Origin of the sequence: Streptomyces sp. NPDC002467 (assembly GCF_042889825.1) — a bacterium.
Classification (GTDB): Bacteria; Actinomycetota; Actinomycetes; order Streptomycetales; family Streptomycetaceae; genus Streptomyces.
Genome location: NZ_JBIARJ010000019.1, coordinates 174,167 through 198,974, shown reverse-complemented (window position 1 = coordinate 198,974; position 24,808 = coordinate 174,167). Strand labels below are relative to the sequence as shown.

The following is a 24,808-nucleotide window of genomic DNA, read 5'->3' as shown; positions in this document are numbered from 1 at the left end:
CCTCATCCTCGTCGTCGGCATCGCCATCGACCTGCTCATCTTCAGCCCCGCCGAACGCTGGGTCCTGCGCAGCCGCGGCCTCCTGGTGAAGAGCTAGTCATGGCTCCGGCTCAGGCTCCCGCCCTGCTCGTCATAGCCCACGGCAGCCGCGATCCGCGGCACGCGGAGACCGTGCACGCCCTGACCCGGCGCGTCCGTTCGCTGCGGCCGGGGCTGCGGGTGGAGACGGCCTTCCTGGACTTCGACGGCCCCTCGGTGGGTCAGGTCCTGACCTCGCTCTACCTCTCGGGCGTACGTGACGTGGTGGCGCTCCCGCTGCTGCTGACCCGCGCCTTCCACGCCAAGTCGGACGTCCCCGCGGTGCTGGCCGAGTCCTCGGACCGGCTGCCGGGGCTGTCCGTGCGGGTGGCCGACGTCCTCGGACCGTCCCCGCTCCTCCTCGAAGCCCTGGAGCGCCGGCTCACCGAAGCCGGCCTCACCCCGGCGGACCGCTCCACCACCGCGGTGGTGCTCGCGTCCGCCGGATCCACAGACCCGGAGGCGATCGCAGTGATCGCTGAAACCGCGCGGGAGTGGCGGCGTACCGGTTGGTGCGCCGTGCGGCCTGCGTTCGCCTCCGCTGCCCTTCCCCGTACGGAGGACGCCGTACGGGCCCTGCGCGCCGAGGGCTTCGCCCGCGTGGCCGTCGCCCCGTACGTCATCGCCCCGGGCCGGCTGCCGGACCGCATCGCCGCCGGCGCGGAGGCCGCGGGTGCGGACGTGTTGGCCGGGGTCCTGGGCGCGGCCCCGGAGCTGGCCCGCCTGCTGCTGCTCCGCTACGACGGGGCCGCGGCGGCCGCGCCGGCCCGCCTCGCGGCCCTGACCGCCTGACCTCGGCGCGGACACCCGCTTCGAGCGGCTTTAAACCGTCGCGGAGTTATGCCCAAAAGATCACTGTCCGCATCGTGGACGGTCGGATGCAATGGGCTCGGCGCCTGGTCAGGCCCGCCGACGGTCGGCGGCGATCCCAGTGCGCGCGAAAGGGAATCCCTCATGATCCGCACCCGGTACGCCGCCGCTCTGGCCACGCTGGCCGTCACCGCCCTCGGGATCACCGCGAGCCCCGCCTCCGCGGCGCCCGGCGACACGGTCAACATGTGTTCCAGCACGCTCACCCCGGACGGCTGGGTGGACGTCCAGTGGTGGAACAGCGGCGGGTGCGGCTCGGGCTTCAACCCCAACAGCAAGCAGATCAAGGACCTCCGGGGCTACCCGGTCGGCACCCAGGTCAACGCCTGCGGCTCCACGTGGCCCCCGGCCGGCTGGACCATCGTCAGCTCCTACTACTCCAGCGGCTGCCGCTACTCGGCCGTCCCCAGCTTCAACGCCAACACCTGGACCCTCAAGCGCACCTCCTGACCCACGGCCGGGCGCCGCGGCCGGGAGGATCAGCCCCGGGCCGCGGCCTCGTCCGCGAGGGCGGTCAGGTCCGCGATGGTCATCGCGCCCGGCGGGAGCGACTCGCGGGCGAAGATGTTCGCCGCCTGCCGCAGTACGTCGTTCACGGGTGTCGGGACCCCGTGCAGGCGGCCCAGCAGCGAGATCTCCCCATTGAGGTAGTCCGCCTCCACCGACCCGGTGCCCCGCGCCAGGCTCTGCCAGGACGACCCGCCCCGGACCCCCGCCGGCTGCTCGACCTTGCCGTCGCGCGCGGCTGCCTGCTCCGCCTCGGAGGCGTACGCGATGCCCGCCGCCGCGAAGGCGGCCTTCCCCTCCCGGACGGCCCGCAGCAGCAGCGCGGCCTTCGCGGGCTCCGGCTCGGGGCCCGTCGTCGCCTGGATCGCGTTGCCGAGGTTCCCCAGCAGCTTCGCGTGCTTCCACCGCATCACGTCCTCGACCACCGGCGCCTCGAAACCCGCCTTGTCGAGGTCGGCCGCGACCGCCCGGGCCGTCCGGTCGGCGGGGCCGCCCGCCGCCGGGCCCAGGTGCAGGATGCCGGTCAGCGGCGCGCACAGCGCCGAGACGACGCCCGGCTCCAGGAAGGTGGACGGCAGCCACACGCACACCCCGTACACGCGCGCGAAGCGCCGGAGCGCGAGGCGTTCGCTCTCCACGCCGTTCTGCGCGCACAGCACCGGCAGCCGCTGCGCGGCCGTGCCGCCGCCCGCTACCTCCGCGTCGCCCCACGCGTCGAGCGCGGCGATCGCGTCCTGGGTCTTCACGGTCAGCAGCAGCACGTCGTCGGGGCGCAGTTGGCCCAGCTCGGCCGGGGCCGTGACCACCGGCAGCCGGTGCACCCGCTCCCCGTCGGCGGTCGTGAGCCGCAGCCCGTCGGCCCGCAGGGCCTCCGCGTGGGCTCCGCGCGCGACGAGGACCACCTCGCCGCCCGCTTCCGCGAGCCGTCCGCCGATGGTGGCGCCCACCGCGCCCGCTCCGATGATGATGTAGCGCATGGGAGGAGCCTGGCACACCCGGCCCCCTGGGTTACGGTCGGGGCATGGCGAACGAGACGTTCACACTGGGCGGCGACCTTCCCCTGCGACGGCTGGGCTTCGGTACGGGCGGCCTGGTGGGCCCCGGCTACTGGGGTCCGCGCGCGGGCCGCGCCGAGGCCCGCGCGTTGCTGCGGACGGCGGTCGAACGCGGGGTCACTCTCATCGACACCGCCGACAACTACGGCCCCGACCTGGCCGAGGAGCTGATCGCCGAGGCCCTTCATCCGTACGGGGACCGGCTCGTCGTCGCCACGAAGGGCGGGGTGGTGCGCACCGGCCCCGATCAGTGGCACGTGGCGGGCAGCCCGGAGCAGTTGCGCCGGCAGTGCGAGGCGAGCCTGCGGCGGCTTCGGCTGGAACGCGTCGACCTCTACCAGTTGCACCGGTTCGATCCGGCCGTGCCGATGGCCGAACAGCTGGGTGCGCTGGGTGAGTTGCGGGCGGAGGGCAAGATCCGGCACATCGGTCTGGACACGGTCACGGCCGAGGAGCTCCGCCTGGCTCTCGACTCGGTGCCGATCGCCTCGGTCCAGAACGCGTACAACCTGATGAACCGCACGTCGGCGGAGGTCCTCGCGGTGTGCGAGGCGAACGGGATCGCCTTCCTCCCGTACTACCCGCTGGGCAGCGGTTCCCTGACCCGGGAGAGCGCGGCGGCCGTCACCTCGGTGGCCGCGGCCCACGGGGCGGGCCCGGGCCAGATCGCCCTGGCGTGGCTGCTGCACCACTCCCCGGTGCTGTGCCCGACGCCCGGTACCGGTTCCCCGGCCCACCTGGCGGAGAACCTGGACGCGGCGACGATCCGCCTCACGGCGCGGGAGCTGGAGTTGCTGGACGCCCTCGGCTAGGCCGTCTCCTGGGGGGCTAGGCCGTCTCCTGGGGGCCCGACAGGCCGTAGACGGTGCAGGGGCGGTCGAGGATCGTGTCCTCGCGCAGGGGCGTGAACCCGAGGCGCCGGGCGACGGCGGCGGAGCCGGTGTTGCCGGGGTGGATCATCGCGGTGATCTGTTCGAGCCCCAGGGTCCCGAAGCCCCATGCGAGCACCGCCCGGGCCGCTTCGGTGGCGTAGCCCCGGCCCCAGTGTTCGCGGGCGAAGGTCCAGCCGATCTCGGTCTCGTCGAACTGCTCCCACCAGAACAGCCCGGAGCGTCCGATCGCCTCGCCGGTACTGCGCAGTTCGACGGCGCACAGCCCGTGACCGCGCTCGGCCCACTGCCGCCCTATCGCCCGCAGGCGTGCCGCGGCCTGCTCCGCGGTGTAGCCGCCGACGAACCGGTTGACCTCTTCGTCTGCGTGGAGACGCACCCACCAGTCGGTGTCCGCTTCGGTGAGCGGGCGCAGCCGGAGGCGTTCTGTGGTGATCACTGTCGCTCGTTCCTCGATGTCGCGGGGATGGCCGGAGGCCCCGTCCGGAGGCTCCCGTTCAAGTATCAGTCGGCGGAGGCGAGTTCGCGCACGGTGAGCTTCCCGTCGGGGGTGAGGGTGAAGGCGGTGGGGTGCATGCTCGTGGTGCCGTGGGCGTCCTCGCCGTACGCCTTGAGCGTGATCCCCTCGGACTTGCCCATGTGGATCTCCGCTTCGGCGGCGTGCGCCCACGTGTTGACGCGGATGTACACCGACCAGTGCGGCACTTCCCGGGAGCGCCAAACGCCCCATGTCGCTTCGGGGAGCAGGCCCGTCGCCGGGCCCCGCAGAACGGCGAAGGCGCCGGCGGCCGTCAGGGCGGCGGCCAGGGTGAGGCGGATCGCCGTCCTGCGGGACGGGCGGCGTAACGCGGCCACGGAACCACTCCTGTCGTTCGGGTCGGTTTACGGACGTGCGGTGTCCTGGGAGCCGGTCAGTTCGACGAGTTTGGCGACGGTGTTCCAGTTGCGGGTGGTGGCGTCCAGGCCCTTGAGGAGCGAGGGCTTGTGCAGGGCCGCGCCCAGTTCGGAGCGGCCCAGGCCGTTCGGGGCGTAGAGGTAGACGACGCGGTCGCCGAGCCGGTACTCCTCCGGGAGGTACGCGGACGCGTCGATCGCGGCGAAGCGGTCCGCGCCGGGGTCCTCGGAGAGGAAGGTGGCGTGGAGCTGCTTGCCCTCCAGCTCGGCGGCCGGGAAGGGGCAGGCCTCGGCGACGGCGCGCAGGTAGTCCCCGTCGACCACCAGGCAGGCCACCGGGAAGCCGAAGTGCTCCTCGATGGCCCCCTCCAGCTCCCGGGCGAGCGCGGCCGGCTCCTCGCTCGTGCTGCTGAAGACGGCGTTGCCGCTCTGCAGGTACGTCGCCACGTCCGCGTGGCCGAGCCCCTCCAGCACGGAGCGCAGCTCGGCCATCGGGACCTTCTTCTTCCCGCCGACATTGATGCCGCGCAGCAGCGCCGCGTACTTCTTCGCCTTCGCCATGGGGGCAGCGTAGGCCCCGGCTACGACAACGCGCCCTGGGACAGCTCGGCTTCGATCAGGTCGGCGGCCCGCCGGGTGCCGCCCTCGCCGGCCATCGCCGCGCGGAGGGCTTCGGCGCGGACGGCGACCTCGGGGTCGGCGAGGAGTCCGAGCACGGCCTCCCGGAGCGTCTCCGCGTCCGCCCGTTCCATGGGGACGTGACGGGCCACGCCGAGGGCGGCCAGCGTGTCGGCGTTGCCGAACTGGTCGACGGCCTGCGGGACGGCGACCATCGGGGTGGCGGTGGCGAGGCCCTCCTGGCTGCCGCCGGCGCCCGCGTGGGTGATGAAGGCGTCTGCCTGGCGCAGGATGTCGAGCTGGGGGACCCACCGGTGCACTTCGACGTTGGCCGGGACCGGGCCCAGTTCGGCCTCGTCGGTGAACTTGCCGATCTGCAGGACGACGTGCCAGTCGGGCAGGTCCCCGAAGGCCTGCGCGCACGCACGGTAGAAGGCGGGTTGCTTGGTGAAGGCGGAGCCCAGGGAGACCAGCAGCACCTTCCTGCCCTCGGCGGCGGCCGGCCTCCGCCAGGTGCCCCGCGTGGCGGAACGGTCGCCCTGGCAGGCGCCGACGAAGGTGTACACGGATGCGTCGACGCGGTCCGCGTGGGGCTGGAGCGCCTTGGGGATGAGGACGAGGCTGCGGCGCGGGCGGCCCTGGAAGCGGTCGACCTGGTCGCCGAGGCCGTTCTCGGTGAGCCACGCGGCGAACCGGGCGTAGTACGCCTTTCCGCGCTCGGACGCCTTCAGCGCGGCGAACATCGGCTCGGCCACCTCCTCCTCGTACCCCTCCCAGGCGACCAGGTTCGGGGAGAGGGACACGGCGGGGACGCCCCAGCGGTGGGCCAGGACGGGCGCCGGGTAGGAGGTGATGTCGTGGATGACCAGGTCCGGCTCGTCGCCCGCGAAGGCGTCGGCGAGCTGCGGGAGGGCCTGGACGGCGTCGTGCAGGAAGGGTTCGAGGTGGTCGATGAGTTCGGTGCCCCATGCCTCGGGGTCGTCGTCGGTGGGAAGGGTGGAGGTGTAGATCACGGGGGTGGCGCCGGTCTCCGCGACCTTCTCGGCGAAGGCCGCGGGAATGGCGTAGCTGACGCGGTGGCCCCGGGCGACGAGTTCCCGGATCACTTCGATGCTCGGGTTCACGTGCCCGTGGGCGGCGATGGAGAACATGGCGATGTGCGCGGGCTTGGCTGCTGAGGTCATGCCCCTCACCGTAACGAGACGATACGTCTCGTGCAACCGTGAATGCGGGGCACCGCGTGATCCGGATGGGAGACTTGGCGCATTGCCGACGAGCCGGATGCGGAGGACCACATGGACGAGGCGCGGGCCAGGGACGTACTGGGCGCCGCGGGCCTGGACGGCGGCGGCCGGAGCGGCGCCGCGCTGCTCTCCTTCGGGGAGAACGCCGTGTTCGCGGTCGGCGACCTGGTCGTGAAGGTGGGCCGGGAGGCGGCCCTGCTGGAGCGCGCCGAGCGGGAGTTGGCGGTGGCGGGCTGGTTCGCCGAGTGCGGGGTCCCGGCGGTGCGCGCGGCCGAACCGAAGCCCCGACTGGTGGACGGTCACCCGCTGACCCTGTGGCACCGACTCCCGGACGCGGTGCGGCCGGCCGGACCCGAGGACCTGGCGGCGCTGCTGCGGCGGCTCCACGCCCTGCCCGCGGCGCCGTTCGAACTGCCCGCGCGGGACCTGCTGGGCGGGGTCGAACGCTGGCTGCGGCTGGCCGGGGAAGCCGTCGACCCGGCGGACTCGGCATACCTGAGGGCGCGCCGCGACGCCTACGCCGGCGAGGTCGCCGCCCTGACCCCGCACCTGCCCCGGGGCCCGATCCACGGCGACGCCCTGCCCCGCAACGTCCACGTGGGCCCGGACGGCCCGGTCCTGGTCGACCTGGAGACGGTGTCGGCCGATCTGCGCGAGCACGACCTGGTGGTGATGGCCCTCCAGCGCGACCGGTACGGCCTGCCCGCCGGGGCGTACGAGTCCTTCGTGGCGACCTACGGGTGGGACGTCCGCGACTGGGAGGGCTGCGCGGTCCTGCGCGGCGCCCGGGAGACGGCCAGTTGCGCCTGGGTCTCCCAGCACGCCCCCGCCAACCCGAAGGCCCTGGTCGAATTCCGCCGCCGGGTGGAATCACTGCGGGCCGGCGACCGGGAAACCCGCTGGCATTCCTTCTGAGCGCCGCCTATCAAAGGATCATGCGCTTTCCCGTCACCATCCACCGGCCCCGGCTCGGCCCGCGGGAGTTCACGGTGATCCGCCCCGCCCGCCCGCCGGAGCGCGCGCTGCTCGTCGAGGACGACTGGTTCCTGGGCGCGTACGTCGATCAGGGAGCGGCTCGGCTCCTCGGCGGGCTGTGGGGCCTGGCCGCCACGTCGCCGCGCGCCCTGGTCCACGTGCCGCTGCGCCGCGCCGGCGCCCCGGGGGACGCGGGGTCGCGCCCGCTCGACCTGGTCCTGCTGCACCACTCGCTCCAGTTCGCGCCCTCGCGCTGGAAGGAACTGCGGGGGCGGCTCGGCGCGGGCCGGCGCCGCACCGTCACGGTCTCCACCGCCCGGCCGGAGATCGACTGGGAAGCGCTGCACCACGCGGAGAACCGCGACCTGTTCCACCATCACGTCCACGCCGAGACGCTGTTCGTGACGGGCAGCGCGAAGGCGTTCCGGGAGACCGCGGGCCACTTCCACGACGTGGCCGCGCACGGCCCGGGCCACGCCGCCGACCGGCACTACTGCGCGCGGCTGGACCACGGCGACGACAGCGCGCGGGAGATCCACATCGAGTACAGCGGCAGCTTGGCCGGGGAAGAGTCGCCGAAGTAGCTCCGGCCCGGACGAGCGGGCCCACCGGGCGCGCCGAACGGGAACGCCGCGCGCCGTCCCGCTGCCCCCGTCCCGGCGCCCCGCCGTGAGCACCTCGCGGGCGGTGTGTGACCATCACGTGCCGGAACCGAAGGCTCCGGTACGGGGCCGGGTCGTGGCCCCGCCCCACCCGCCGTCACCCGAGAAGCCGGCCGCACCATGAACCACACCCTCCCGCCCAGCCTCTGGGAAGGCGCGGCGGCCCTCGCCTCGGCCGTCACCGCGCTGGCCCTGGGCGCCTGCGTCGTCCGGCACTTCCGTGCGGTCCGCGCCCGCGATGCCCGGCGGATCCGCCGGACGGAGCCCTCGTTCGAGCTGCCCGTGGTCATCGCCACGCTGCTCGGCTTCGCAGCCGGTGTGCTGCTCTCGGATCGGCGGGTGTCCCTGGACCGGGACACGGCACGGGCCCTGCTGATGCCGCTCTTCGCCGGCGCGTCGGCCCGGGCGCTGATGAGCGAGAGGCGCCACGGCCGCCGGGCCGCCGCGCTGCTGGCCCTGCTGGTCGCGACGGCACTCGCGGGCACCGGCTGACGGGACACGGAGTCCGCCCGCGCGCCAGCGTCCGGTGCGGCGCCGGGGCGACCGCGCCCCGGGCCCTAGGAGGCGCCCGCGCTCCTCGCGGCGGCGCGCCGTTCCCATTCACGACCGATGCCTCGGATCAGTGCCGGGTACACGCCCAGGTAGCGGAAGGGCTTGATGCCCAGCATGTACAGGGCGCCGAGGCGGCCGTTGGGCTTGACCAGGACGGTCATCCGGCCGTGGTGGCCGCCGGATCCGTCCGGGACCCAGCCGATGTGCATCACCCCGTGCACGGTCCGGTTGGCCATCTCCGCCGCCCACTCGTCGTGGGTCAGGTAGACGGAGGTGAAGGAAACCGACTTGGGGTCCGGGCCCCGGGGGCCCTCGCGGAGGTCCGCCGGGAGTCGGTCGCGCAACGAGGGGACCCGGGCACCGAGGCCGTCGGAGGGCTCGTCCCAGCCCAGCAGGGCGCCGAGCTTCCAACGGATGGCGAACAGCGCGCGGCCCACGGGAGAGCGCACGGGGTCCCCCTCGCCGTTCGCGAACTGGTCCACGAGCAGGGCCAGGTCGTCCGGTCCGCCCGGTGTGGGCAGTTCCCAGACGTCCTCGACGTGGAAGTCGCCCGCGATCTCGTGGATCCGCCAGGGGCGGGAGGTGTGCGCGGTCTTCGGGAGTCTCACGAGCAAGCTCCTGTCTATACGATGCCGTATAGAAGAAGGCTAGCACCCGTCTATACGGTGGCGTATAGACGGGTGGACGTGAGGGGAGACACACCGTGGGCGTGACCCGCACACCACGCGGCAAGTGGATCGAGGAGGGCCTGCGGGCGCTCGCCGCCGGCGGGCCCGAGGCCGTCCGGATCGAGGTGCTGGCGCAGGCGCTCGGCGTCAGCAAGGGCGGCTTCTACGGCTACTTCCAGGGCCGCGGCGCGCTCCTCGACGAGATGCTCGACACGTGGGAGCGCTCGGTCACCGAGGCGGTGATCGAGCGGGTCGAGAGCGGCGGCGGGGACGCGAGGGCCCGGCTGGAGCGGCTGTTCACACTCGTCGCCGATCTCGGCGACGGCCCGGCGACGGGCGTGGCGCTCGACCTCGCGATCCGCGACTGGGCCCGGCGCGACGAGGACGTCGCCGAGCGGCTGCGCCGCGCCGACAACCGGCGCATGGACTACCTGCGTTCGCTGTTCCGCGAGTTCTGCCCGGACGAGGACGACGTCGAGGTCCGTTGCATGCTGACCTTCTCCGTGCGCCTCGGCAGCTACGTCGTCGCCGCCGACCACGGCGCCCACAGCCGCGCGGAGGTCATGGAACTGACCCGGAAGTGGCTCCTGCGCTGACCGTCGACCGGCGACCGGCGACTCAGACCCGGTACGGCACCACGGGCCAGGCCCGCTCCACGACCGCCTCGGGATCCGAGGTGCGCCGCAGGTAGCTCTGCAGGGAGGCCGCCTGCTCCGCCGCCGCACGGACCTGGAGATCGTGCAGGTCCGCCAGCCCCACCGAGCCTATGGCGGCATGCCGCGCCCCCATCCGCCGGGCCGCGCCGGCCGCGGCCAGCGCGTCCGCCACCGCGTCGTGCGCGGCGTCGAGCGTGACCCCGTAGTGCTCGCAGAGGGCCTGGAGGGTCCGGCGGCCCTTGCGGTAGCGGTCGGCGTGCTTGTCCAGGACGAGCGGGTCGATGACCGGCGCGGGCCGGCCCGCCAGCCGCCGGCCGAGCGGCACGAGCCCGTGGCGGCGGCACTCGCGGTCCAGCAGGGTCAGGTCGTACCGCGCGTTCATCACGACGAGCGGCGTGCCCGCGGCCAGCTCCTGCGCGAGCGCCCCCGTTATCTCCTCGACCGCGGGCGCGGCCGGAGATCCGTTCGCCCGGGCGTGTTCCGTGGAGATCCCGTGGATCGCCGAAGCCTGCTCCGGGATGGGCACCCCCGGATCGAGCAGCCACGTCCGCTTCCGCGCGACCCTTCCGTCCGGCTCCATCGTGACGACCGCGGCCGTGACGATCCGGTCGTTCTCGATGTCGGTCCCCGTGGTCTCCAGGTCGAAGGCCACCATCGGCCCGCTGACCCAGCTCATCCCCGATCCCCCCATGTCGTGCCTCTCCCCCGTACGCCTTCTGCCAACGGCTTTCAGCCTGCCACGCCGCACTGACAAGCCGTCTCCCGGGTCCGGGGCGGGGGCCCCGACGGGGTCAGGACACCGGCCGGGAGTCCTCCCACACGGCTTCGAACTCCTCCCGGTACGTCGTGAACAGCCCGTGGTCCGCGTCCTTCGGCACGCCCCGGCCGCCGCCGCGCAGGACCAGGACCGGGGCCTCCATGCCGCGGGCGCGGCGCAGGTAGGACTGGACGACCGCGATGCCCGAGGACTGGCCCTCCACCAGGTAGGCCGTGAAGCGGGGGGTCTCGTCGAAGACGTGGATCTCGAAGCGCGAGGGGTCGCCCAGGCCCGCCCGGACGCGCCGCACGTGCAGGATGTTCATCTCCACCGAGCGGCTCAGCTCGCCCTTGCGCAGCCCCAGCTCCCGCTCGCGCCGCTTGATCGCGCTGCTCGCCGGGTTCAGGAACAGCAGCCGCACCCGACAGCCGGCCTCCGTGAGCCGGACGAGTCTTCGCCCGGAGAAGTTCTGCACCAGCAGGTTGAGGCCTATGCCGATGGCGTCGAGCCGCCGCGCCCCGCCGAAGAGGTCCTCCGCGGGGAGCTGGCGCTGGAGGCGCACCCGGTCGGGGTGGACGGAGATCACGTCCGCGTACCGGTCGCCCACCAGGTCCTCGACCGCGTCGATCGGCAGCCGGTCCGCGCCCGGCGAGCCCGCGCCGCCGCCCAGTACGTCGAGGAGCCGCGCCGAGGCCCGTTCCGCCTGCTCCAGCACGGGGCGCGACAGCGCCCGGTTGCGGGAGACCACGTTGCGGGTGACCTCCAGCTCGTCCAGGGCCAGCTCGATCTCGCGCCGGTCGTCGAAGTACGGCTCGAAGCACGGCCAGTGTTGGACCATCAGCTCCCGCAGCTGCGGAAGGGTCAGGAAGCTCAGCACGTTGTCGTCGGCCGGGTCGAGCAGGTAGCCCTTGCGCCGGCTGACCTCCCGCACGGCCACCGCCCGCTGCACCCACTCCTGCCCGGCGGGGCCCGCGGCGGCGACCACCCAGTCGTCCTCGCCGTGCACCGGCTCGTAGATCGGCCGCAGCACCGCCCCGACCACCGACCGCAGCCGCTGTTCGACCAGGTTCAGCCAGATGTACGCACGGCCCGCCCGCTGCGCCCGCGTACGGACCTCGCTCCAGGCCTCCGCGCCCCAGTCGAGCTCGGCGCCGGCCCGCGGGCTCCCGGCCGCCTGCGGGGCCAGGGACACCGCCGCGGCCGCCGTCCCGCCGGGGGCCGCGCCCACGGCGTCCGCCGGGCCACCCTCGTGACCGCTGTCACCAGGGGGCAGCTCCAGACCTCCCGAGCTCACCCGTGCACCGCCTTCTGCGTCTGGACGCCCGTCTCCAGTGATCACGGAAGGGTACTCCGCGCGCGCGGCCCACTGCAGCCCGATGAGCCTTACACCGGTTGTCCGTTGACCCATTATCCGATGCGCAGACAGTCCGCTGACCCGCATATCAGGTCTGCGGGTCACCCGGTAGGACCCCGGCCAAGTCCCCGTGTGGGGCCCCTCTTTCGGGGAAGATCTGGCAGTGACGTGGTCCACGCCGGATCAGCCGCAGTAGGACGGGAAGAGTCGTTATCCATGCAAGTCTGGCCTGGACAGGCGTATCCGCTCGGCGCCACTTACGACGGCGCCGGCACCAATTTCGCGGTCTACTCCGAGGCAGCCCGACGCATCGAGCTGTGCCTCCTGCACGACGACGGTTCGGAGACGGCCGTCGAGCTGCGCGAGACGGACGCCTTCGTCCGGCACGCGTACCTGCCGGGCGTGATGCCGGGCCAGCGGTACGGCTTCCGCGTGCACGGACCGTACGAGCCCGAGCGCGGGCTGCGCTGCAACGCGTCGAAGCTGCTCCTCGACCCGTACGCGCGTGCGATCAGCGGCAGCGTCGACTGGGGCGAGCAGGTGTACGGCTACCACTTCGGCCGACCCGACTCGCGCAACGACCTGGACTCGGCCCCGCACACCATGAGCTCGGTCGTGGTGAACCCGTACTTCGACTGGGCCAACGACCGGCCGCCGCGCCACGAGTACCACCACACCGTGCTGTACGAGGCCCACGTCAAGGGCCTCACCATGCGCCACCCGGATCTGCCGGAGGAGCTGCGCGGCACCTACGGGGCGCTCGCCCATCCGGCGGTCATCGGGCACCTGGCCAAGCTCGGGGTGACGGCGCTGGAGCTGATGCCGGTGCACCAGTTCGTCAACGACCACCGACTGGTCGACGACGGGCTGAGCAACTACTGGGGCTACAACACGATCGGCTTCTTCGCCCCGCACAACGGCTACGCCTCGGGTGACCGCGGCCAGCAGGTGCTGGAGTTCAAGTCCGCGGTGCGGGCCCTGCACGAGGCCGGGATCGAGGTGATCCTCGACGTGGTCTACAACCACACCGCCGAGGGCAACCACCTGGGCCCGACGCTGTCCTTCCGCGGGCTGGACAACGCCTCGTACTACCGGCTGACGGAGGACCCGCGGCACTACATGGACACCACGGGCACCGGGAACTCCCTGCTGATGCGCTCCCCGCACGTGCTCCAGCTGATCATGGACTCGTTGCGCTACTGGGTCACCGAGATGCACGTGGACGGCTTCCGCTTCGACCTGGCGGCCACACTGGCCCGGCAGTTCCACGAGGTGGACCGGCTGTCCTCGTTCTTCGACCTGGTCCAACAGGACCCGGTGGTCAGCCAGGTGAAGCTGATCGCCGAACCGTGGGACCTGGGCGAGGGCGGCTACCAGGTGGGCAACTTCCCGCCGCTGTGGACCGAGTGGAACGGGAAGTACCGCGACACCGTACGGGACCTGTGGCGCGGGCAGCCCCGCACGCTGGCGGAGTTCGCGGGGCGCCTCACCGGCTCCTCGGACCTCTACCAGGACGACGGGCGGCGGCCGCTGGCCTCGATCAACTTCGCCACCTGCCACGACGGTTTCACCCTGCACGACCTGGTCTCGTACAACGAGAAGCACAACGAGGCCAACCGGGAGGGCAACCGGGACGGCGAGACCCACAACCGGTCGTGGAACTGCGGGGTGGAGGGTCCCACCGAGGAGCCGGAGGTGCTGGAGCTGCGCGAGCGGCAGATGCGCAACTTCATCGCCACGCTGATGCTGTCGCAGGGCGTGCCGATGCTCAGCCACGGCGACGAGTTCGCCCGCACCCAGGGCGGCAACAACAACGCGTACTGCCAGGACAACGAACTGTCCTGGGTGGACTGGCCGGTGCCGGGCAAACCGGCGCCCGCGCTGCTGGAGTTCACCCGGCAGATGGTGTGGCTGCGGCGGGACCACCCGGTGTTCCGGCGGCGCCGGTTCTTCCACGGGCGGCCGGTGGAGGGGACCCACGACGAGCTGTCGGACATCGCGTGGTTCACCGCGCACGGCGAGGTGATGCGGGCTCGCGACTGGCAGGCGCAGAGCACCCGCGCGCTGACCGTGTTCCTCAACGGGGAGGCCATCTCCGAGCCGGGCACGCGCGGCGAGCGGATCACCGACGACTCGTTCCTGCTGATGTTCAACTGCGCAGCGGACGCACAGGAGTTCACCCTGCCTGCCGGGCACGGCGACCAGTGGCGCCTGGTGGTGGACACCGCCCGGGAGCAGGTGCCGCCACCCGGTACCGGGCCGCAGTTCGCGGCCGGGGACCGGGTGACGCTGACCGGTCGGAGCCTGGTGGTGCTTCAGCGCCCGGCGTAGCCGGCGGCGGTGTCGGGGGCCGCGTCGGCGTCGGCGCCCGACGCGTCACCGGCCGCTCGCGGCCCGGGGGCCGCGGGCGCACCGTCCTCGCGGCCCGGGTCGGCGCTCCCGAGCACCGTCCGGCCGCGGCCGGCGGGCACCCTGGTGCACAGGGCGATCACCAGGGCGAGCCCGGTCGCCCCCACCGACACCGCGAAGGCCCCGGAGGGTCCGTACCACTCGGCCAGCCGGCCCGACAGGGCCAGGGCGATCGCCTGGCCCGCCACCAGCGAGCTGGTCGCGAAGGCCATCGACTCGGCGAGCCGGGACGGCTCCACGTGCCGCTCGGTGAGCGCGAACGCGGTGATCAGGTGGGGTGCGACGGCCGCGCCGAGGAGGGTCACGATCAGGTACAGCCCCCACAGGCTGCCGGTGAACAGCAGCGGCGCGGAGAGCAGCAGGGCGGCCGCGGTGGCCACCCGCCAGCGCAGCCGGAGCCCGAAACGGGCGGGCAGCGCACCCAGGGAGAGCCCCACCGCGGCACTGACCACGCCGTTGGCGGCGTACACGATGCCCGCCTGGCCCGGCACCCCCAACTCCTCGGTGAGCGAGGCGATCCCGGCCTGGAGGCCGCCGAACATGGCGCCCTGGAGGAAGAGCGAGCCGCGCACGGAGTACACCACCCCGGCGGGCCGGGCCCGGCGCACCCCCTCGGCGCGTTCGGGTGCGGGGCCCCCGGCCACGGCGGCGGCGGTCGGGTGGAGGGCGAAGGCGGTGCCGAAGACGGCGACCAGCGCGGCCGCGCCGCCGAGGGCGACGGCGGGATGGGCGACGAGGGCGGCCAGTCCGACCAGGGCGGGTCCGATGACGAACGAGACCTCGTCCATGGTCCCTTCGATGGAGTGGACGGCCCCGATGACGCCCTCGTCGGCCTTCGCGCGGTGCACGAGGGCGACGGAACGGGTCCGGGCGAGCGGCCCGATCAGCGGTACGGAGGCACCGGTGACGGCGCCGATCGCGGCGAGCGGGACGGTGCCGAGCCCGCCGAGTGCGCCGACGACGAGCCCGGCGGTGGCGACGGCGTTGACGACGGCCGCGGCGAGCACGACGGGCCGCTGTCCGTGGCGGTCGGCGAGCCGGCCCAGGACCGGCCCGAAGAGGACCTGTCCGGCGGACAGCACGCCACCGACGATTCCGGCCGTGGCGAGGGAGCCGCTGGTCTCCGCCACCAGCAGGACGCTCCCGAACTGGGACATCGCGACGGGCAGCCGGGCGAAGAAGGAGAAGAACGGCAGGAGGGGCCCGGTCAGGGCGATGACTCTTCGATAGGTGTCGACGGTTGAAACCACCCGAGCCACGCTAACCGGGCGCAGTCACCCGTATGCATTGGGCCATGGCACGGAATCCTGCCGGCTGGGTACGTACGTTCTCATGAGCCAGCCGCCGTCAGACATCCCATCGGAATCCGGCACCCGGAACGCCGCCACCGCCACGCCGCCGACCTCGACCTACCGGCTCCAGCTGCGACCCGAGTTCCCCTTCGCGGCGGCCGAGGAGGCCGTGCCGTACCTCGCCTCGCTCGGTGTGTCGCACCTGCACCTCTCCCCCGTGCTGGAGGCCGTGCCCGGCTCCGCGCACGGGTACGACGTCACCGACCACTCCCGGGTGCGGGCCGAGCTGGGGGGCGAGGCCGGGCTTCGCTCGCTGGGCGCGGCCGCCCGGGCGCACGGGCTCGGCCTGGTGCTCGACATCGTCCCGAACCACATGGCGGTGCCGACGCCGCTGCGACTGAACCGGCCCCTGTGGGAGGTGCTGCGGGAGGGACCGCACTCCCCGTACGCGCGCTGGTTCGACATCGACTGGGAGGCGGGCGGCGGGCAGCTGCTGCTGCCGGTGCTCGCGGGACCGGCGGAGTCCGCCGAGCCGGCGGCCGACGGGGAGGTGCTGCGCTGCGGGGAGCACGAGTTCCCGCTGCGGGCGGGGACCGCCGGTCTGGCGCCGGCCGAGCTCCTGGCCGCGCAGTGGTACCGGCCGGCCTGGTGGCGGGAGGCCCGGACCTCGCTCAACTACCGCCGCTTCTTCACCATTTCCGAGCTGATCGGGGTCCGGGTGGAGGACCCGGAGGTGTTCACCGCCACCCACGCGAAGGTGCTGGAGCTGGTCCGGGACGGGCTCGTGCAGGGCCTGCGGATCGACCACGTCGACGGGCTCGCGGACCCGGAGGGCTACCTGCGCAGACTGCGGGCGGCGGCGGGTGACGGCTGCTGGGTGGTGGTGGAGAAGATCCTGGCCCGGGACGAGCGGCTGCCCTCCGGCTGGCCGGTGGCCGGGACCACCGGCTACGACGCGCTGCACCGGGTGGACGGGGTGTTCACGGATCCGAAGGGCATCACGGAACTCACCTCCCTGTACCAGGAATTGACGGGGACACCGGACTGGGAACGGATGGCGGGGGCCTGCGCCCGCGAGGTGCTGACCGGCGACCTGGCCGCCGAGCTGGCGGCGCTGGAGCGCCGGGCCGGGCCCGAGTCGGCGGACGCGGTCCGGGAGTTGCTCATCGCCTACCCCGTGTACCGGCCGTACCCCGGGGATCCGGAGCCTGCTCCGGCCGCGCTGGAGCGGGCCGCGGCGGTGGCGGGTGCGGGCGCGGTGGACGGCGTACGGGAGCTGCTGGCGCGGGATCCCGCCTTCGCGGCCCGCTTCGCCCAGACCTCGGCGGCCCTGCGCGCCAAGTCCCTGGAGGACCGGGCCTTCTACCGGTACGCGCCGCTGCTGTCTGCGACCGAGGTCGGCGGCGATCCCGGGCGGCCGGCGGTGCCGGTGGCGGAGTTCCACGCGTACTGCGCCGAGCTGGAGCGGGACTGGCCGGGCTCGGGCACGGTGCTGTCCACGCACGACACGAAGCGCAGCGCGGACGTCCGTGCCCGGATCTCCGTGCTGTCCCAGGCACCGGCCGCGGCGGAGCCGCCCGGCGGCGGGCCCGACGCCCAGCTGTCGTGGGTGGCCCGGCAGACCGCGCTGGGCCTGGGGCCGGTCCCGGATGCCGCGCCGCGGCTGGCGGGGGCCCTGCTCAAGGCAGTCCGGGAGGCCGGGCTGCACACCAGTTGGACCGAGCGGAACGAGGCGTACGAGGCGGGCGTGGCCGGGTACGCCCCGGCCGACGCCGACCTTCCGCCGGAGCTGGCGGAGGCGGCCCGGGCCAACCTGCTCGGGATGGCGCTGCTGCACCTGACGATGCCGGGGGTGCCGGAGGTCTACCAGGGCGCGGAGACGGAGTACCGGGCGCTGGTCGACCCCGACAACCGGCGTCCGGCCGTGTTCCCGCGGGAGGCGCTGGCCCGGCTCGACGCGGGTGCCGCGGCCGTCGGCCCCGCCGAGGAGAAACTGGCCCTCACCTCCGCCCTGCTGCGCCTGCGCCGCGCCCGCCCCGACCTCTTCACCGGCTACACCCCGCTGACGGCCCGGGGCCCGGCGGCGGAGCACTGCCTGGCCTTCGCCCGCGCGACCGGTCTGGTGGCGGTCGCCACCCGCCTCTCGCACCGGCTGGCGGGGGCGGGTGGCTGGCGCGGCACGGTACTGCCACTGCCGCCGGGCCGGTGGACACCATTGCCCTCCGGGGGCCCGCACGCTTCCTACACGGGCGAGGCGCCCCTGTCCGCCCTCCTGTCCACCCGACCGGCGACAGCCCTCGTCCGTACGGACTAGCCGCCGATGCCTTCCGCGTGCCGCCCGTACCCCCCGACGGCGCTCCGCGCCCGCGCCTCAAACGCCGGCGGGGCTGGTTTCGGCCACTGCCGCCCGTCTGGTGACCCCGCCGTTGTCGGGGGCTCCGCCCCCGAACCCCCGGTCCTCAAACGCCGGACGGGCTGGAAGATCCAGCCCCGCCGGGCACCATCCAGCCTCGCCGGCGTTTGAGGCGCGGGTCCGGGCGGAGCCCGGGGAACGGTGGAAGGGCGGGTAGGGGACGGCTCCGCGCAGCGGCACCCGGGGCGGGCCGCGGGGTGGGCCGTCGGGGTCGGGCGCGCGCCGGGGCACCTCCTCGGGCGTCGAACCGGGTGCGGTGCGGTGGAACGGGGTTCGTTCGACGCCCTGCGGGGGCGCCCCGCCGCACACCCGACCCCGACGGCGCGGGGGTGCATGCGGAGCACCCGCGTGCTGCCGGGGCAAGCCACCGCGCACGCGACCCCGCCGGCGGCGGTAGCGGCCAGGGGACGGCAAGGCACCCGCGTACGACAGGAGGCGGCCTTGGCCAGGGGTTTCACCCGGGGAAATGCGCGGGCCCGGGAGCAGTAGGCGGGCGCCCCGGCGGGCATGGCATCCCTTGTGACCCTCCTCCGTGACACGCGCTACCCCACACCGCACGAACTCGCCCTGACCGCCCGGGCCCTGGCCGACGAACACCCCGGCGACGCCCGGATCCGCCGGGCCGGGACCTCCCGGGCCGGGCAGCCGCTCTGGGTGCTGTCCCTCGCCCCGACGGGGCACGGCCGCGGCCGCAACGTGCTCGTCGTCGCCGGAGCGCACGCCAACGAGCCCGTCGGCGGGGCCACCGCGCTGGCCCTGGCGCGGCGGCTGCTCCGCGAGCCCGCGCCCCGGGCCGGCTGCGGCTGGCACTTCCTGCTCTGCGCCGACCCCGACGGGGCGGCCCTGCACCGCACGCCCCGCCCCTACTCGCTCCTCGACTACCACCGCAGCTTCTACCGGCCTCCCGGGCCCGAACAGCCGGAGTGGGCGCCGTCTTTACTGCCTCCGGACCGGCTGCCGCCCGAGACCCTGGCCCTGACCGCGCTCATCGACGAACTCCGTCCCGTCCTCCAGGTCTCCCTGCACGCGACGGACCTCGGGGGCTCCTGGGTGCAGCTCACGCGGGACGTACCCGGTCTCGCGGAGCCCTTCGGCAAATCGGCCGCCGAGCTGCGCATCCCCGTGGAGAACGGGGCCTCGGACGCCGCCGGCTGGCCCTCCCCCGGGCCGGGCATCTTCGTGATCCCGGAGCCGGGGAGCGAGGCCGCCGGGGCCTTCCACCCGGAGGACACGCGGCTCAGCACCTGGTACCACGCGCACCGGTACGCGGGCACCACCGCCATCGTCGAAGTCCCCATGTGGGCCTCCGACCTGGTGGGCGATCCGGCTCCGCACCCCGACCCGCGCGGCGCCCTGCGCCTGCTGGCCGGCCGGCTCGCCGCGGACGCCGATCTCGTGGCCCGGGCCCGGGAGGGCGCCGCCGCCGGGACCGACGCGACGGCCGGGGCCCTGCTGCGCGCCGTGGACTGGACCCTCTCCCTGATTCCCCGGATCGCCGGGGAGTGGACCGGTGGCGGTGCGCCCGCGGAGGCCACCGCGGCGTACATCGCCAGCATCGACGCCTTCGGGCGGCGCCTGTCGCTGCGCGCCGCCGCGATGCTGCTGAGGGTGCTCCGCGCGCAGGGCCATCCGGCGGCGCCCGGGGTGGATCGGCTGGTCACGGGGTGGTGCGAGGAGTTCTCGGCGCGTTTCGGGGCCCGTTGGGTACCGGTGGCCACGCAGGTGGAGCACCAGTCCCGTACGGTCCTGGCGGCGTACGAACGCCTCGTGGCGGCCGGGCGGTAGCGCGTGCTCAGGCTCGGGCCGGGTCCGTCGGCAGCGCGTACCGGCGCTTGGGCCGGCCGGTGGCGCCGAGCCGGTCGTAGAAGCGGATGGCGCCCTCGTTCCATTCGGGGGTCTGCCATTCGACGTGCCCGAGACCGAGCTCACGGGCCAGGCCCCGCACGGCGTCCATCAGCGCGGCTCCGAGACCGTGGCCCCGGGTCCCCTCCGCGAGGTAGAGGCAGTCCATGTGGAGGTAGTGGCGGCCGTCCCAGAAGGCGAACTCGGCGGAGCAGGCGGAGTATCCGGCGACCTCGCCGTCCGGGGTCTCGGCGAGGAGCACCCACAGCCGGGCGTCCTCGGCGAAGAGCTGCGGGCCGAGCCGCTCGGCGAGCCCGGGCGGGCGCGGCGCGGACTTCTCGTAGGCGACGTGTTCGTGGATCAGCTCGACCAGACGCGGCAGGTCGGCGGGGCGTGCCCGGCGGATGACGGGGGTGCGGTGCGGTTCCATGGCGCCCATGCTGCCTCAGGGGCAGCGAGGGCCAGGCGAGGTCCGGAAGAGACGGCCTAGCCCGCCGAGAGGCGGAAGGCCATTTTTCCGAAGCTGATCTGGTCCCCGTCGCGGACCAGGGCGGAGCCCGTGACGCGGAGCCCGTTGACCGTGGTCCCGTTGGTCGAGCCGAGGTCGCGCACCACCCACACCCCGCCCTGCATGCAGAGTTCGGCGTGTACCCGGGACACGGTCTCGTGGCTGAGCCGCAGTCCGTTGCCCGGGTCGCGGCCGATCCGCAGGGGTACCGAGCTCGGGTGCGGGAGCAGCAGTTTGGGGAGCTTCTCCGCCGCCCAGGCGCGCCGGACGCCGACGCTCACGGCGGAGGCCCGGCCGACCCAGCCGAACAGCCGCCGGGTCCATCCGCTTTCGGCGGTGCCCGCCCTGCTCTGGAGATCGGCGGTGAGGACGGCGAGGTCTTCGGAGCGGCGTGCGACCAGGGCGAGTTCCATCCGGCGCAGGAACGTGTCGTGGGACAGCTTCCCGAGGGCCGCACCCTCCCGGAGCTGGCCCAGCGCCCGGTCACGCTCGGCATCGGAGAGCCGCGGCACGGGGTAGGCGGGGAACTCGAAACTCGACGTCACAGGGTGATTGTCGGCCCGTCGGGGGCGGAGTGTCCAGAACTCCCCCGCCACGCCCGGAATGATGGGCACGATACGCATGCTGGACACCGCCGGAGACGAGGGGACCCGTCCGTGCAGTTCGAGGTGTGGGCACCACTGACAGGTCGTGTCGCCTTGCGACTCGACGACGCGACCTACGACATGACGCGCGATCCGAGCCGTGACGGCTGGTGGACGGTCGAGGCACCCGCCGGGGACGGCAACCGGTACGGGTTCCTACTGGACGCCGAGACCGTCCCGCGGCCCGATCCCCGGGGCCGGCGGCTGCCGGACGGCCCCGACGGGCTGTCGGCGGTGGTCGACTTCGAGGCGCTCGCCGCCCCCGCGCCGGCCCCGCCGCCCCGCACCCGGCTCCAGGACGCCGTCCTGTACGAGCTCCACATCGGCACCTTCACCCCCGAGGGCACCTTCGACGCCGCCGCCGACCGGCTCGGCCACCTCACCGGCCTCGGCGTCACGCACGTGGAACTGATGCCGGTGTGCTCCTTCCCCGGCCGGCACGGCTGGGGGTACGACGGGGTCGCGCCGTGGTCGGTGCACGAGCCGTACGGCGGCCCCGCCGGGCTGGCCCGGTTCACGCAGGCGGCGCACGCGGCCGGGTTGGGCGTGGTGCTGGACGTGGTCCACAACCACCTCGGCCCCTCCGGCAACCACCTCCCGGCCTTCGGCCCGTACTTCACCGACACGCACCACACCCCGTGGGGCGCGGCCGTGAACCTGGACGCGCCCGGCTCCGACGAGGTCCGCGCGTACCTGCTGGGCAGTGCGCTGGCCTGGCTGCGCGACTACGGGATCGACGGGCTGCGGCTGGACGCGGTGCACGCGCTCGCCGACGACCGGGCGCTGACCTTCCTGGAGGAACTCGGTTCGGCCGTGGACGTGTTGGCGGCGGACACCGGGCGGCCGCTGTTCCTGATCGCCGAGTCGGACCGGTGCGACCCGCGCACCGTCACCCCGCGCGCCGACGGGGGTCTGGGGCTGCACGCCCAGTGGAACGACGACTTCCACCACGCCCTGCACTGCGCGCTGACCGGTGAGTCCCAGGCGTACTACGGCGACTTCGCCGGGTCCCCGCTCGCCGCGCTCGCCAAGACCATGACCAGGGTCTTCTTCCACGACGGCACCTGGTCCTCCTTCCGGGGCCGCACCCACGGGCGGCCGGTGGAGCGGCGCCGGACCCCGGCGCACCGGTTCCTCGGCTACACCCAGACCCACGACCAGATCGGCAACCGGGCGCTCGGGGACCGGCTTTCCGCCTCCCTCTCCCCGGGCCTGCTGGCGTGCGCCGCGACGGTGGCGCTGACCGGGCCGTTCGTGCCGATGCTGTTCATGGGCGAGGAGTGGGGGGCCGGGACGCCCTGGCAGTACTTCACCGACCATCCCGACCCGGAGCTCGCCGAGGCGGTACGGGCGGGCCGGCGGCGGGAGTTCGCGGCGCACGGCTGGAAGGCCGAGGAGATCCCGGACCCGCAGGACCCGGCCACCCGGGACCGCTCGCGCCTGGACTGGGCGGAGCCCGGACAGGGAGCGCACGCCCGTCTGCTGGCCTGGTACCGCACCCTCGTCGCGCTCCGCCGCACCCTTCCGGACCTGCGCGACCCGGACCTGGCCGCGGTCCGGGTCGCGTACGACGAGGAGCGGCGATGGCTCACCTTCCGGCGCGGGGACGTCCGGGTCACGGTGAACCTGTCCCCGGAGCCGGTGACGATCGCGCTGGGCCGCAACGGGGTGCGGGTGCTGGCCGCCTGGGAGCCCGTCGAACACCCCGGCGCGGACGGGCGGATCCACGTACCGGGCGAATCGGCGGTGGTCCTGGGCCCGTGAGGCCGGCGGCCCCTTCGCCTATTCGACGATCGCGAGTTCGCGCGGGGCGTTGTTGAGGCGGCGCCCGCCGTCCTCGGTGACGGTCACGATGTCCTCGATGCGGACGCCGAACCGGCCGGGCAGGTAGACGCCAGGCTCCACGGAGAAGCACATGCCGGGGACGAGGGGCCGCTCCTCGCCCTCGACCATGTACGGGGGTTCGTGGGTGGTGACGCCGATGCCGTGGCCGGTGCGGTGGATGAAGCGTTCCCCGTAGCCGAATTCGGTGATCACGGCGCGGGCCGCCCGGTCCACCTCCTGGCAGGAGACCCCGGGGCGGACCGCCGCGAAGCCGGCCTGCTGGGCCTCGCGGACGATGTCGTGCACGCGCTGCTCCTCGGGGGTCGGTTCGCCCACGTGCACGGTGCGCGAGATGTCGGAGCCGTAGCCGTGGCGCAGGCCCCCGAAGTCGAGGACGACCATGTCCCCGCGCTCGATGACCCGTTCGCCGGCCTCGTGGTGCGGGTTGGCGCCGTTGGGGCCGGAGCCGACGACGGTGAAGTCGACCTGGGAGTGTCCGTGGGCGCGCAGCAGGGCGGCGAGGTCCTCGGCGACGTCGGTCTCGCGGCGGCCCGCGAAGGGGACGTGGAGGATCTGCTCGTAGGCGGCGTCGGCGGCCTCCCCCGCCGCCGCGAGGCGCTCCAGTTCCCGTTCGTCCTTCACGGCGCGGAGCATGGGCAGGGCGTCGGTGAGCGACACGTAGGAGCCGGCCGGCAGCTCCCGCTGGAGGCCGAGGAGATGCAGGGCCCAGGTGTTGTCGCTGACTCCGAAGCGGCCGGCGGCGTCCAGCAGCGGGGCGGTCACGGCGTACGGGTTCTTCCCGTCGGCCCAGTCCCGCAGGGTCAGCGCGGGGGCGCCGGCGGCCTTGGCGGCGTCGGGGGCCTCCAGGGCGGGCACCACGAGGACCGGGTCCTGCCCGGCGGCCAGGACGAGGAGGGTCAGCCGCTCGGTCTCGGCGGTGGGGCGGTAGCCGGTGAGGTGGGTGAGGTCGGGCCCGGGGGCGATGAGCAGCCCGGCGAGTCCCGCGTCGGCGGCGGTCTGCGCGGCGGAGGCCATCCGGGCGGCGTAGTCGTCGGCCGTGAAGGGTGCCGGGCTCGGGGATGCGGCGTCACGTGTCATACGGGCGATCCTGCCGTGAGGCGCCCGGCGAGCGCAGCGGCCGCGCCGGTCGGCGTGCCGGGCGTGAGCAGCTCCGTACGGTGCACGAGACGGGGCGCGGAGAGCGGTACGGCGACCCCCGAGCCGGCGGCCTCGGCGACGCGGCGGGGCAGCAGGACCAGGCCGTGACCTGCGGTGGCGAGGGCGCAGAGCCCGTGCAGGTCGGTGCCGTCGTAGCGCAGGGAGGCCGCGCGGGCGGAGTTCATCGGCGGGGTGCACAGGTCGGGGGCGTCGAGCCAGCGCGCGTCGACGAGGTCGTCCAGTCGCAGGGAGGCCCGGCCGGCGAAGGGGTGTCCGGCGGGCAGCAGCACGGCGACCTCCTCCTCGTCGACGCCGGTCACCGTGAGCGGGGCCACGTCGGGCAGCCTCAGCGGGTCGCTCGGCGCGGCGGGGCCGTCGACGAGTCCCAGGTCGCAGCCGCCGGTGGCGACGGCGGCGGGCACCTCGGCCGGGGGCACGACCCTCAGGGTGACCCCGGTGGCGGGCAGCGCCGCGAGCAGCCGCGGCCCGAGGGCCAGGGGGGACGCGGCGAGGGTGACCCGCCCGGGCGGGGCGGCGGCCAGCCGCAGCACGTCGGCCCGCGCGGCGTCGAGCCGCAGCAGCAGCGGCCCGGCGTGCTCCAGCAGCCGCGTCCCCGCGGGGGTCGGTGCCACGGGCCGCCGGGTGAGCAGCTCGGTCCGCAGGTCGGCCTCCAGGCCGGCGATGTGCTGGGAGACGGCGGACTGGGTGTAGCCGAGGTCCCGGGCGGCGGCGGAGAAGGAGCCCAGCCGGACGACGGCGACGAAAGTACGGAGGAGGTGCGGATCCATGGCCCCAGCATGCCGCTCCCCTGCGGGGCGCCCACCGTGCACACCCGCGCCCCGGGCCGGGGTGCCGCTGCGCGGAGCGAGTCCCGTACCCGCCCTTCCACCGTTCCCCGGGGCTCCGCCCCGGACCCCGCGCCTCAAACGCCGGCGAGG

At 74.3% G+C, this 24,808-nt stretch carries 24 protein-coding genes and 1 pseudogene; 12 read left to right on the top strand and 13 right to left on the bottom strand.

Annotated elements, in window-relative coordinates; all coding sequences use genetic code 11:
* The 3 genes and pseudogenes from ACFYYJ_RS32645 to ACFYYJ_RS32635 all read left to right on the top strand — a co-directional run.
* Positions 1-97, top strand: a pseudogene (locus tag ACFYYJ_RS32645) (ABC transporter permease); the annotation flags it as partial.
* A gap of 2 nt (positions 98-99) precedes the next feature.
* Positions 100-870: a sirohydrochlorin chelatase gene (locus ACFYYJ_RS32640; RefSeq protein ID WP_389137717.1), complete on the top strand. Its 771-nt coding sequence runs from the start codon at positions 100-102 to the stop codon at positions 868-870.
* Positions 871-1,032: 162 nt separating this feature from the next.
* Positions 1,033-1,398: a hypothetical protein gene (locus tag ACFYYJ_RS32635; RefSeq protein ID WP_385133124.1), complete on the top strand. Its 366-nt coding sequence runs from the start codon at positions 1,033-1,035 to the stop codon at positions 1,396-1,398.
* 29 nt (positions 1,399-1,427) lie between these two features.
* Here ACFYYJ_RS32635 and ACFYYJ_RS32630 read toward each other — a convergent pair whose 3' ends face one another.
* On the bottom strand, positions 1,428-2,432 hold the full coding sequence (locus ACFYYJ_RS32630; protein WP_385133127.1) for a ketopantoate reductase family protein: 1,005 nt from the start codon (positions 2,430-2,432) through the stop codon (positions 1,428-1,430).
* A 44-nt stretch (positions 2,433-2,476) separates the two neighbouring features.
* Here ACFYYJ_RS32630 and ACFYYJ_RS32625 point away from each other — a divergent pair, with 44 nt between their 5' ends.
* Complete coding sequence (locus tag ACFYYJ_RS32625) at positions 2,477-3,322, top strand: aldo/keto reductase (RefSeq protein WP_389137715.1); 846 nt, start codon at positions 2,477-2,479, stop codon at positions 3,320-3,322.
* 16 nt (positions 3,323-3,338) lie between these two features.
* Here the strand turns inward: ACFYYJ_RS32625 and ACFYYJ_RS32620 are convergent, their stop codons facing one another.
* From ACFYYJ_RS32620 to mgt, 4 genes are all read right to left on the bottom strand, one after another.
* Complete coding sequence (locus tag ACFYYJ_RS32620) at positions 3,339-3,839, bottom strand: GNAT family N-acetyltransferase (RefSeq protein ID WP_385133133.1); 501 nt, start codon at positions 3,837-3,839, stop codon at positions 3,339-3,341.
* 65 nt (positions 3,840-3,904) lie between these two features.
* Complete coding sequence (locus ACFYYJ_RS32615) at positions 3,905-4,255, bottom strand: hypothetical protein (protein WP_385133136.1); 351 nt, start codon at positions 4,253-4,255, stop codon at positions 3,905-3,907.
* A gap of 27 nt (positions 4,256-4,282) precedes the next feature.
* Positions 4,283-4,855, bottom strand: coding sequence for a DUF1697 domain-containing protein (locus ACFYYJ_RS32610; protein ID WP_385364623.1), 573 nt, complete (start codon positions 4,853-4,855; stop codon positions 4,283-4,285).
* Positions 4,856-4,875: 20 nt separating this feature from the next.
* Positions 4,876-6,096, bottom strand: coding sequence for a macrolide-inactivating glycosyltransferase (gene mgt / locus ACFYYJ_RS32605; RefSeq protein ID WP_389137712.1), 1,221 nt, complete (start codon positions 6,094-6,096; stop codon positions 4,876-4,878).
* A 111-nt stretch (positions 6,097-6,207) separates the two neighbouring features.
* Here mgt and ACFYYJ_RS32600 point away from each other — a divergent pair, with 111 nt between their 5' ends.
* The 3 genes from ACFYYJ_RS32600 (at position 6,208) to ACFYYJ_RS32590 (ending at position 8,285) form a co-directional block, all read left to right on the top strand.
* Positions 6,208-7,071, top strand: coding sequence for a phosphotransferase enzyme family protein (locus tag ACFYYJ_RS32600; RefSeq protein WP_385133144.1), 864 nt, complete (start codon positions 6,208-6,210; stop codon positions 7,069-7,071).
* A 20-nt stretch (positions 7,072-7,091) separates the two neighbouring features.
* On the top strand, positions 7,092-7,715 hold the full coding sequence (locus ACFYYJ_RS32595; RefSeq protein ID WP_385364626.1) for a hypothetical protein: 624 nt from the start codon (positions 7,092-7,094) through the stop codon (positions 7,713-7,715).
* A gap of 198 nt (positions 7,716-7,913) precedes the next feature.
* Positions 7,914-8,285 carry a hypothetical protein gene (locus ACFYYJ_RS32590; protein ID WP_385364627.1) on the top strand — a complete coding sequence of 124 codons (372 nt, stop codon included), beginning with the start codon at positions 7,914-7,916 and terminating at the stop codon, positions 8,283-8,285.
* 65 nt (positions 8,286-8,350) lie between these two features.
* Here ACFYYJ_RS32590 and ACFYYJ_RS32585 read toward each other — a convergent pair whose 3' ends face one another.
* Positions 8,351-8,953, bottom strand: a complete 603-nt coding sequence (locus ACFYYJ_RS32585; RefSeq protein WP_389137709.1) for a DUF2867 domain-containing protein — start codon at positions 8,951-8,953, stop codon at positions 8,351-8,353.
* A 95-nt stretch (positions 8,954-9,048) separates the two neighbouring features.
* Here ACFYYJ_RS32585 and ACFYYJ_RS32580 point away from each other — a divergent pair, with 95 nt between their 5' ends.
* The gene (locus ACFYYJ_RS32580) at positions 9,049-9,609 is read left to right on the top strand and encodes a TetR/AcrR family transcriptional regulator (RefSeq protein ID WP_385133153.1); all 561 of its coding nucleotides are present in this window, start codon (positions 9,049-9,051) and stop codon (positions 9,607-9,609) included.
* A 22-nt stretch (positions 9,610-9,631) separates the two neighbouring features.
* Here the strand turns inward: ACFYYJ_RS32580 and ACFYYJ_RS32575 are convergent, their stop codons facing one another.
* Both ACFYYJ_RS32575 and ACFYYJ_RS32570 read right to left on the bottom strand, forming a co-directional pair.
* Complete coding sequence (locus ACFYYJ_RS32575) at positions 9,632-10,345, bottom strand: 3'-5' exonuclease (protein ID WP_385133156.1); 714 nt, start codon at positions 10,343-10,345, stop codon at positions 9,632-9,634.
* A gap of 115 nt (positions 10,346-10,460) precedes the next feature.
* Positions 10,461-11,720, bottom strand: a complete 1,260-nt coding sequence (locus ACFYYJ_RS32570) for an SAV2148 family HEPN domain-containing protein (protein ID WP_389137706.1) — start codon at positions 11,718-11,720, stop codon at positions 10,461-10,463.
* A gap of 276 nt (positions 11,721-11,996) precedes the next feature.
* On the opposite strand from ACFYYJ_RS32570, the gene glgX reads away from it, so the two are divergent.
* Positions 11,997-14,111, top strand: coding sequence for a glycogen debranching protein GlgX (gene glgX, locus ACFYYJ_RS32565; protein ID WP_385364632.1), 2,115 nt, complete (start codon positions 11,997-11,999; stop codon positions 14,109-14,111).
* Here the strand turns inward: glgX and ACFYYJ_RS32560 are convergent.
* Entirely contained in the window at positions 14,096-15,439 is a 1,344-nt protein-coding gene (locus tag ACFYYJ_RS32560; RefSeq protein WP_389137703.1) for an MFS transporter, read from the bottom strand. The genes glgX and ACFYYJ_RS32560 overlap by 16 nt on opposite strands.
* An 82-nt stretch (positions 15,440-15,521) precedes the next feature.
* Between ACFYYJ_RS32560 and treY the strand changes: the two genes are divergently transcribed.
* Entirely contained in the window at positions 15,522-17,795 is a 2,274-nt protein-coding gene (gene treY / locus ACFYYJ_RS32555) for a malto-oligosyltrehalose synthase (protein WP_389137701.1), read from the top strand.
* Positions 17,796-18,401: 606 nt separating this feature from the next.
* Positions 18,402-19,679 carry a M14 family zinc carboxypeptidase gene (locus ACFYYJ_RS32550; RefSeq protein ID WP_385366548.1) on the top strand — a complete coding sequence of 426 codons (1,278 nt, stop codon included), beginning with the start codon at positions 18,402-18,404 and terminating at the stop codon, positions 19,677-19,679.
* A 7-nt stretch (positions 19,680-19,686) separates the two neighbouring features.
* On the opposite strand, the gene ACFYYJ_RS32545 is transcribed toward ACFYYJ_RS32550, so the two are convergent.
* Positions 19,687-20,166 (bottom strand): GNAT family N-acetyltransferase, encoded by a 480-nt coding sequence (locus ACFYYJ_RS32545; protein ID WP_389137699.1) that lies wholly within the window; start codon positions 20,164-20,166, stop codon positions 19,687-19,689.
* Between the two features lie 56 nt (positions 20,167-20,222).
* A complete protein-coding gene (locus ACFYYJ_RS32540; protein WP_385125869.1) occupies positions 20,223-20,789 on the bottom strand; it encodes an FHA domain-containing protein in 567 nt (188 codons plus the stop codon).
* Positions 20,790-20,900: 111 nt separating this feature from the next.
* Between ACFYYJ_RS32540 and treZ the strand changes: the two genes are divergently transcribed.
* Positions 20,901-22,652: a malto-oligosyltrehalose trehalohydrolase gene (gene treZ, locus ACFYYJ_RS32535; protein ID WP_389137696.1), complete on the top strand. Its 1,752-nt coding sequence runs from the start codon at positions 20,901-20,903 to the stop codon at positions 22,650-22,652.
* 18 nt (positions 22,653-22,670) lie between these two features.
* On the opposite strand, the gene ACFYYJ_RS32530 is transcribed toward treZ, so the two are convergent.
* Both ACFYYJ_RS32530 and ACFYYJ_RS32525 read right to left on the bottom strand, forming a co-directional pair.
* Positions 22,671-23,810, bottom strand: coding sequence for a M24 family metallopeptidase (locus ACFYYJ_RS32530; protein ID WP_385366551.1), 1,140 nt, complete (start codon positions 23,808-23,810; stop codon positions 22,671-22,673).
* A complete protein-coding gene (locus ACFYYJ_RS32525; RefSeq protein WP_389137694.1) occupies positions 23,807-24,658 on the bottom strand; it encodes a LysR family transcriptional regulator in 852 nt (283 codons plus the stop codon). The genes ACFYYJ_RS32530 and ACFYYJ_RS32525 overlap by 4 nt, the downstream gene beginning before the upstream one ends.
* Positions 24,659-24,808 lie beyond the last annotated feature (150 nt).

What these genes read in the sequence shown, in the direction of transcription:
- ACFYYJ_RS32640 (WP_389137717.1), top strand. Translation starts at nt 100, where the DNA reads ATGGCTCCGGCTCAGGCTCCCGCCCTGCTCGTCATAGCCCACGGCAGC.
- ACFYYJ_RS32635 (WP_385133124.1), top strand. Translation starts at nt 1,033, where the DNA reads ATGATCCGCACCCGGTACGCCGCCGCTCTGGCCACGCTGGCCGTCACC.
- ACFYYJ_RS32630 (WP_385133127.1), bottom strand. Translation starts at nt 2,432, where the DNA reads ATGCGCTACATCATCATCGGAGCGGGCGCGGTGGGCGCCACCATCGGC.
- ACFYYJ_RS32625 (WP_389137715.1), top strand. Translation starts at nt 2,477, where the DNA reads ATGGCGAACGAGACGTTCACACTGGGCGGCGACCTTCCCCTGCGACGG.
- ACFYYJ_RS32610 (WP_385364623.1), bottom strand. Translation starts at nt 4,855, where the DNA reads ATGGCGAAGGCGAAGAAGTACGCGGCGCTGCTGCGCGGCATCAATGTC.
- mgt (WP_389137712.1), bottom strand. Translation starts at nt 6,096, where the DNA reads ATGACCTCAGCAGCCAAGCCCGCGCACATCGCCATGTTCTCCATCGCC.
- ACFYYJ_RS32600 (WP_385133144.1), top strand. Translation starts at nt 6,208, where the DNA reads ATGGACGAGGCGCGGGCCAGGGACGTACTGGGCGCCGCGGGCCTGGAC.
- ACFYYJ_RS32595 (WP_385364626.1), top strand. Translation starts at nt 7,092, where the DNA reads ATGCGCTTTCCCGTCACCATCCACCGGCCCCGGCTCGGCCCGCGGGAG.
- ACFYYJ_RS32590 (WP_385364627.1), top strand. Translation starts at nt 7,914, where the DNA reads ATGAACCACACCCTCCCGCCCAGCCTCTGGGAAGGCGCGGCGGCCCTC.
- ACFYYJ_RS32575 (WP_385133156.1), bottom strand. Translation starts at nt 10,345, where the DNA reads ATGAGCTGGGTCAGCGGGCCGATGGTGGCCTTCGACCTGGAGACCACG.
- glgX (WP_385364632.1), top strand. Translation starts at nt 11,997, where the DNA reads ATGCAAGTCTGGCCTGGACAGGCGTATCCGCTCGGCGCCACTTACGAC.
- treY (WP_389137701.1), top strand. Translation starts at nt 15,522, where the DNA reads ATGAGCCAGCCGCCGTCAGACATCCCATCGGAATCCGGCACCCGGAAC.
- ACFYYJ_RS32550 (WP_385366548.1), top strand. Translation starts at nt 18,402, where the DNA reads ATGGCATCCCTTGTGACCCTCCTCCGTGACACGCGCTACCCCACACCG.
- ACFYYJ_RS32545 (WP_389137699.1), bottom strand. Translation starts at nt 20,166, where the DNA reads ATGGAACCGCACCGCACCCCCGTCATCCGCCGGGCACGCCCCGCCGAC.
- ACFYYJ_RS32530 (WP_385366551.1), bottom strand. Translation starts at nt 23,810, where the DNA reads ATGACACGTGACGCCGCATCCCCGAGCCCGGCACCCTTCACGGCCGAC.
- ACFYYJ_RS32525 (WP_389137694.1), bottom strand. Translation starts at nt 24,658, where the DNA reads ATGGATCCGCACCTCCTCCGTACTTTCGTCGCCGTCGTCCGGCTGGGC.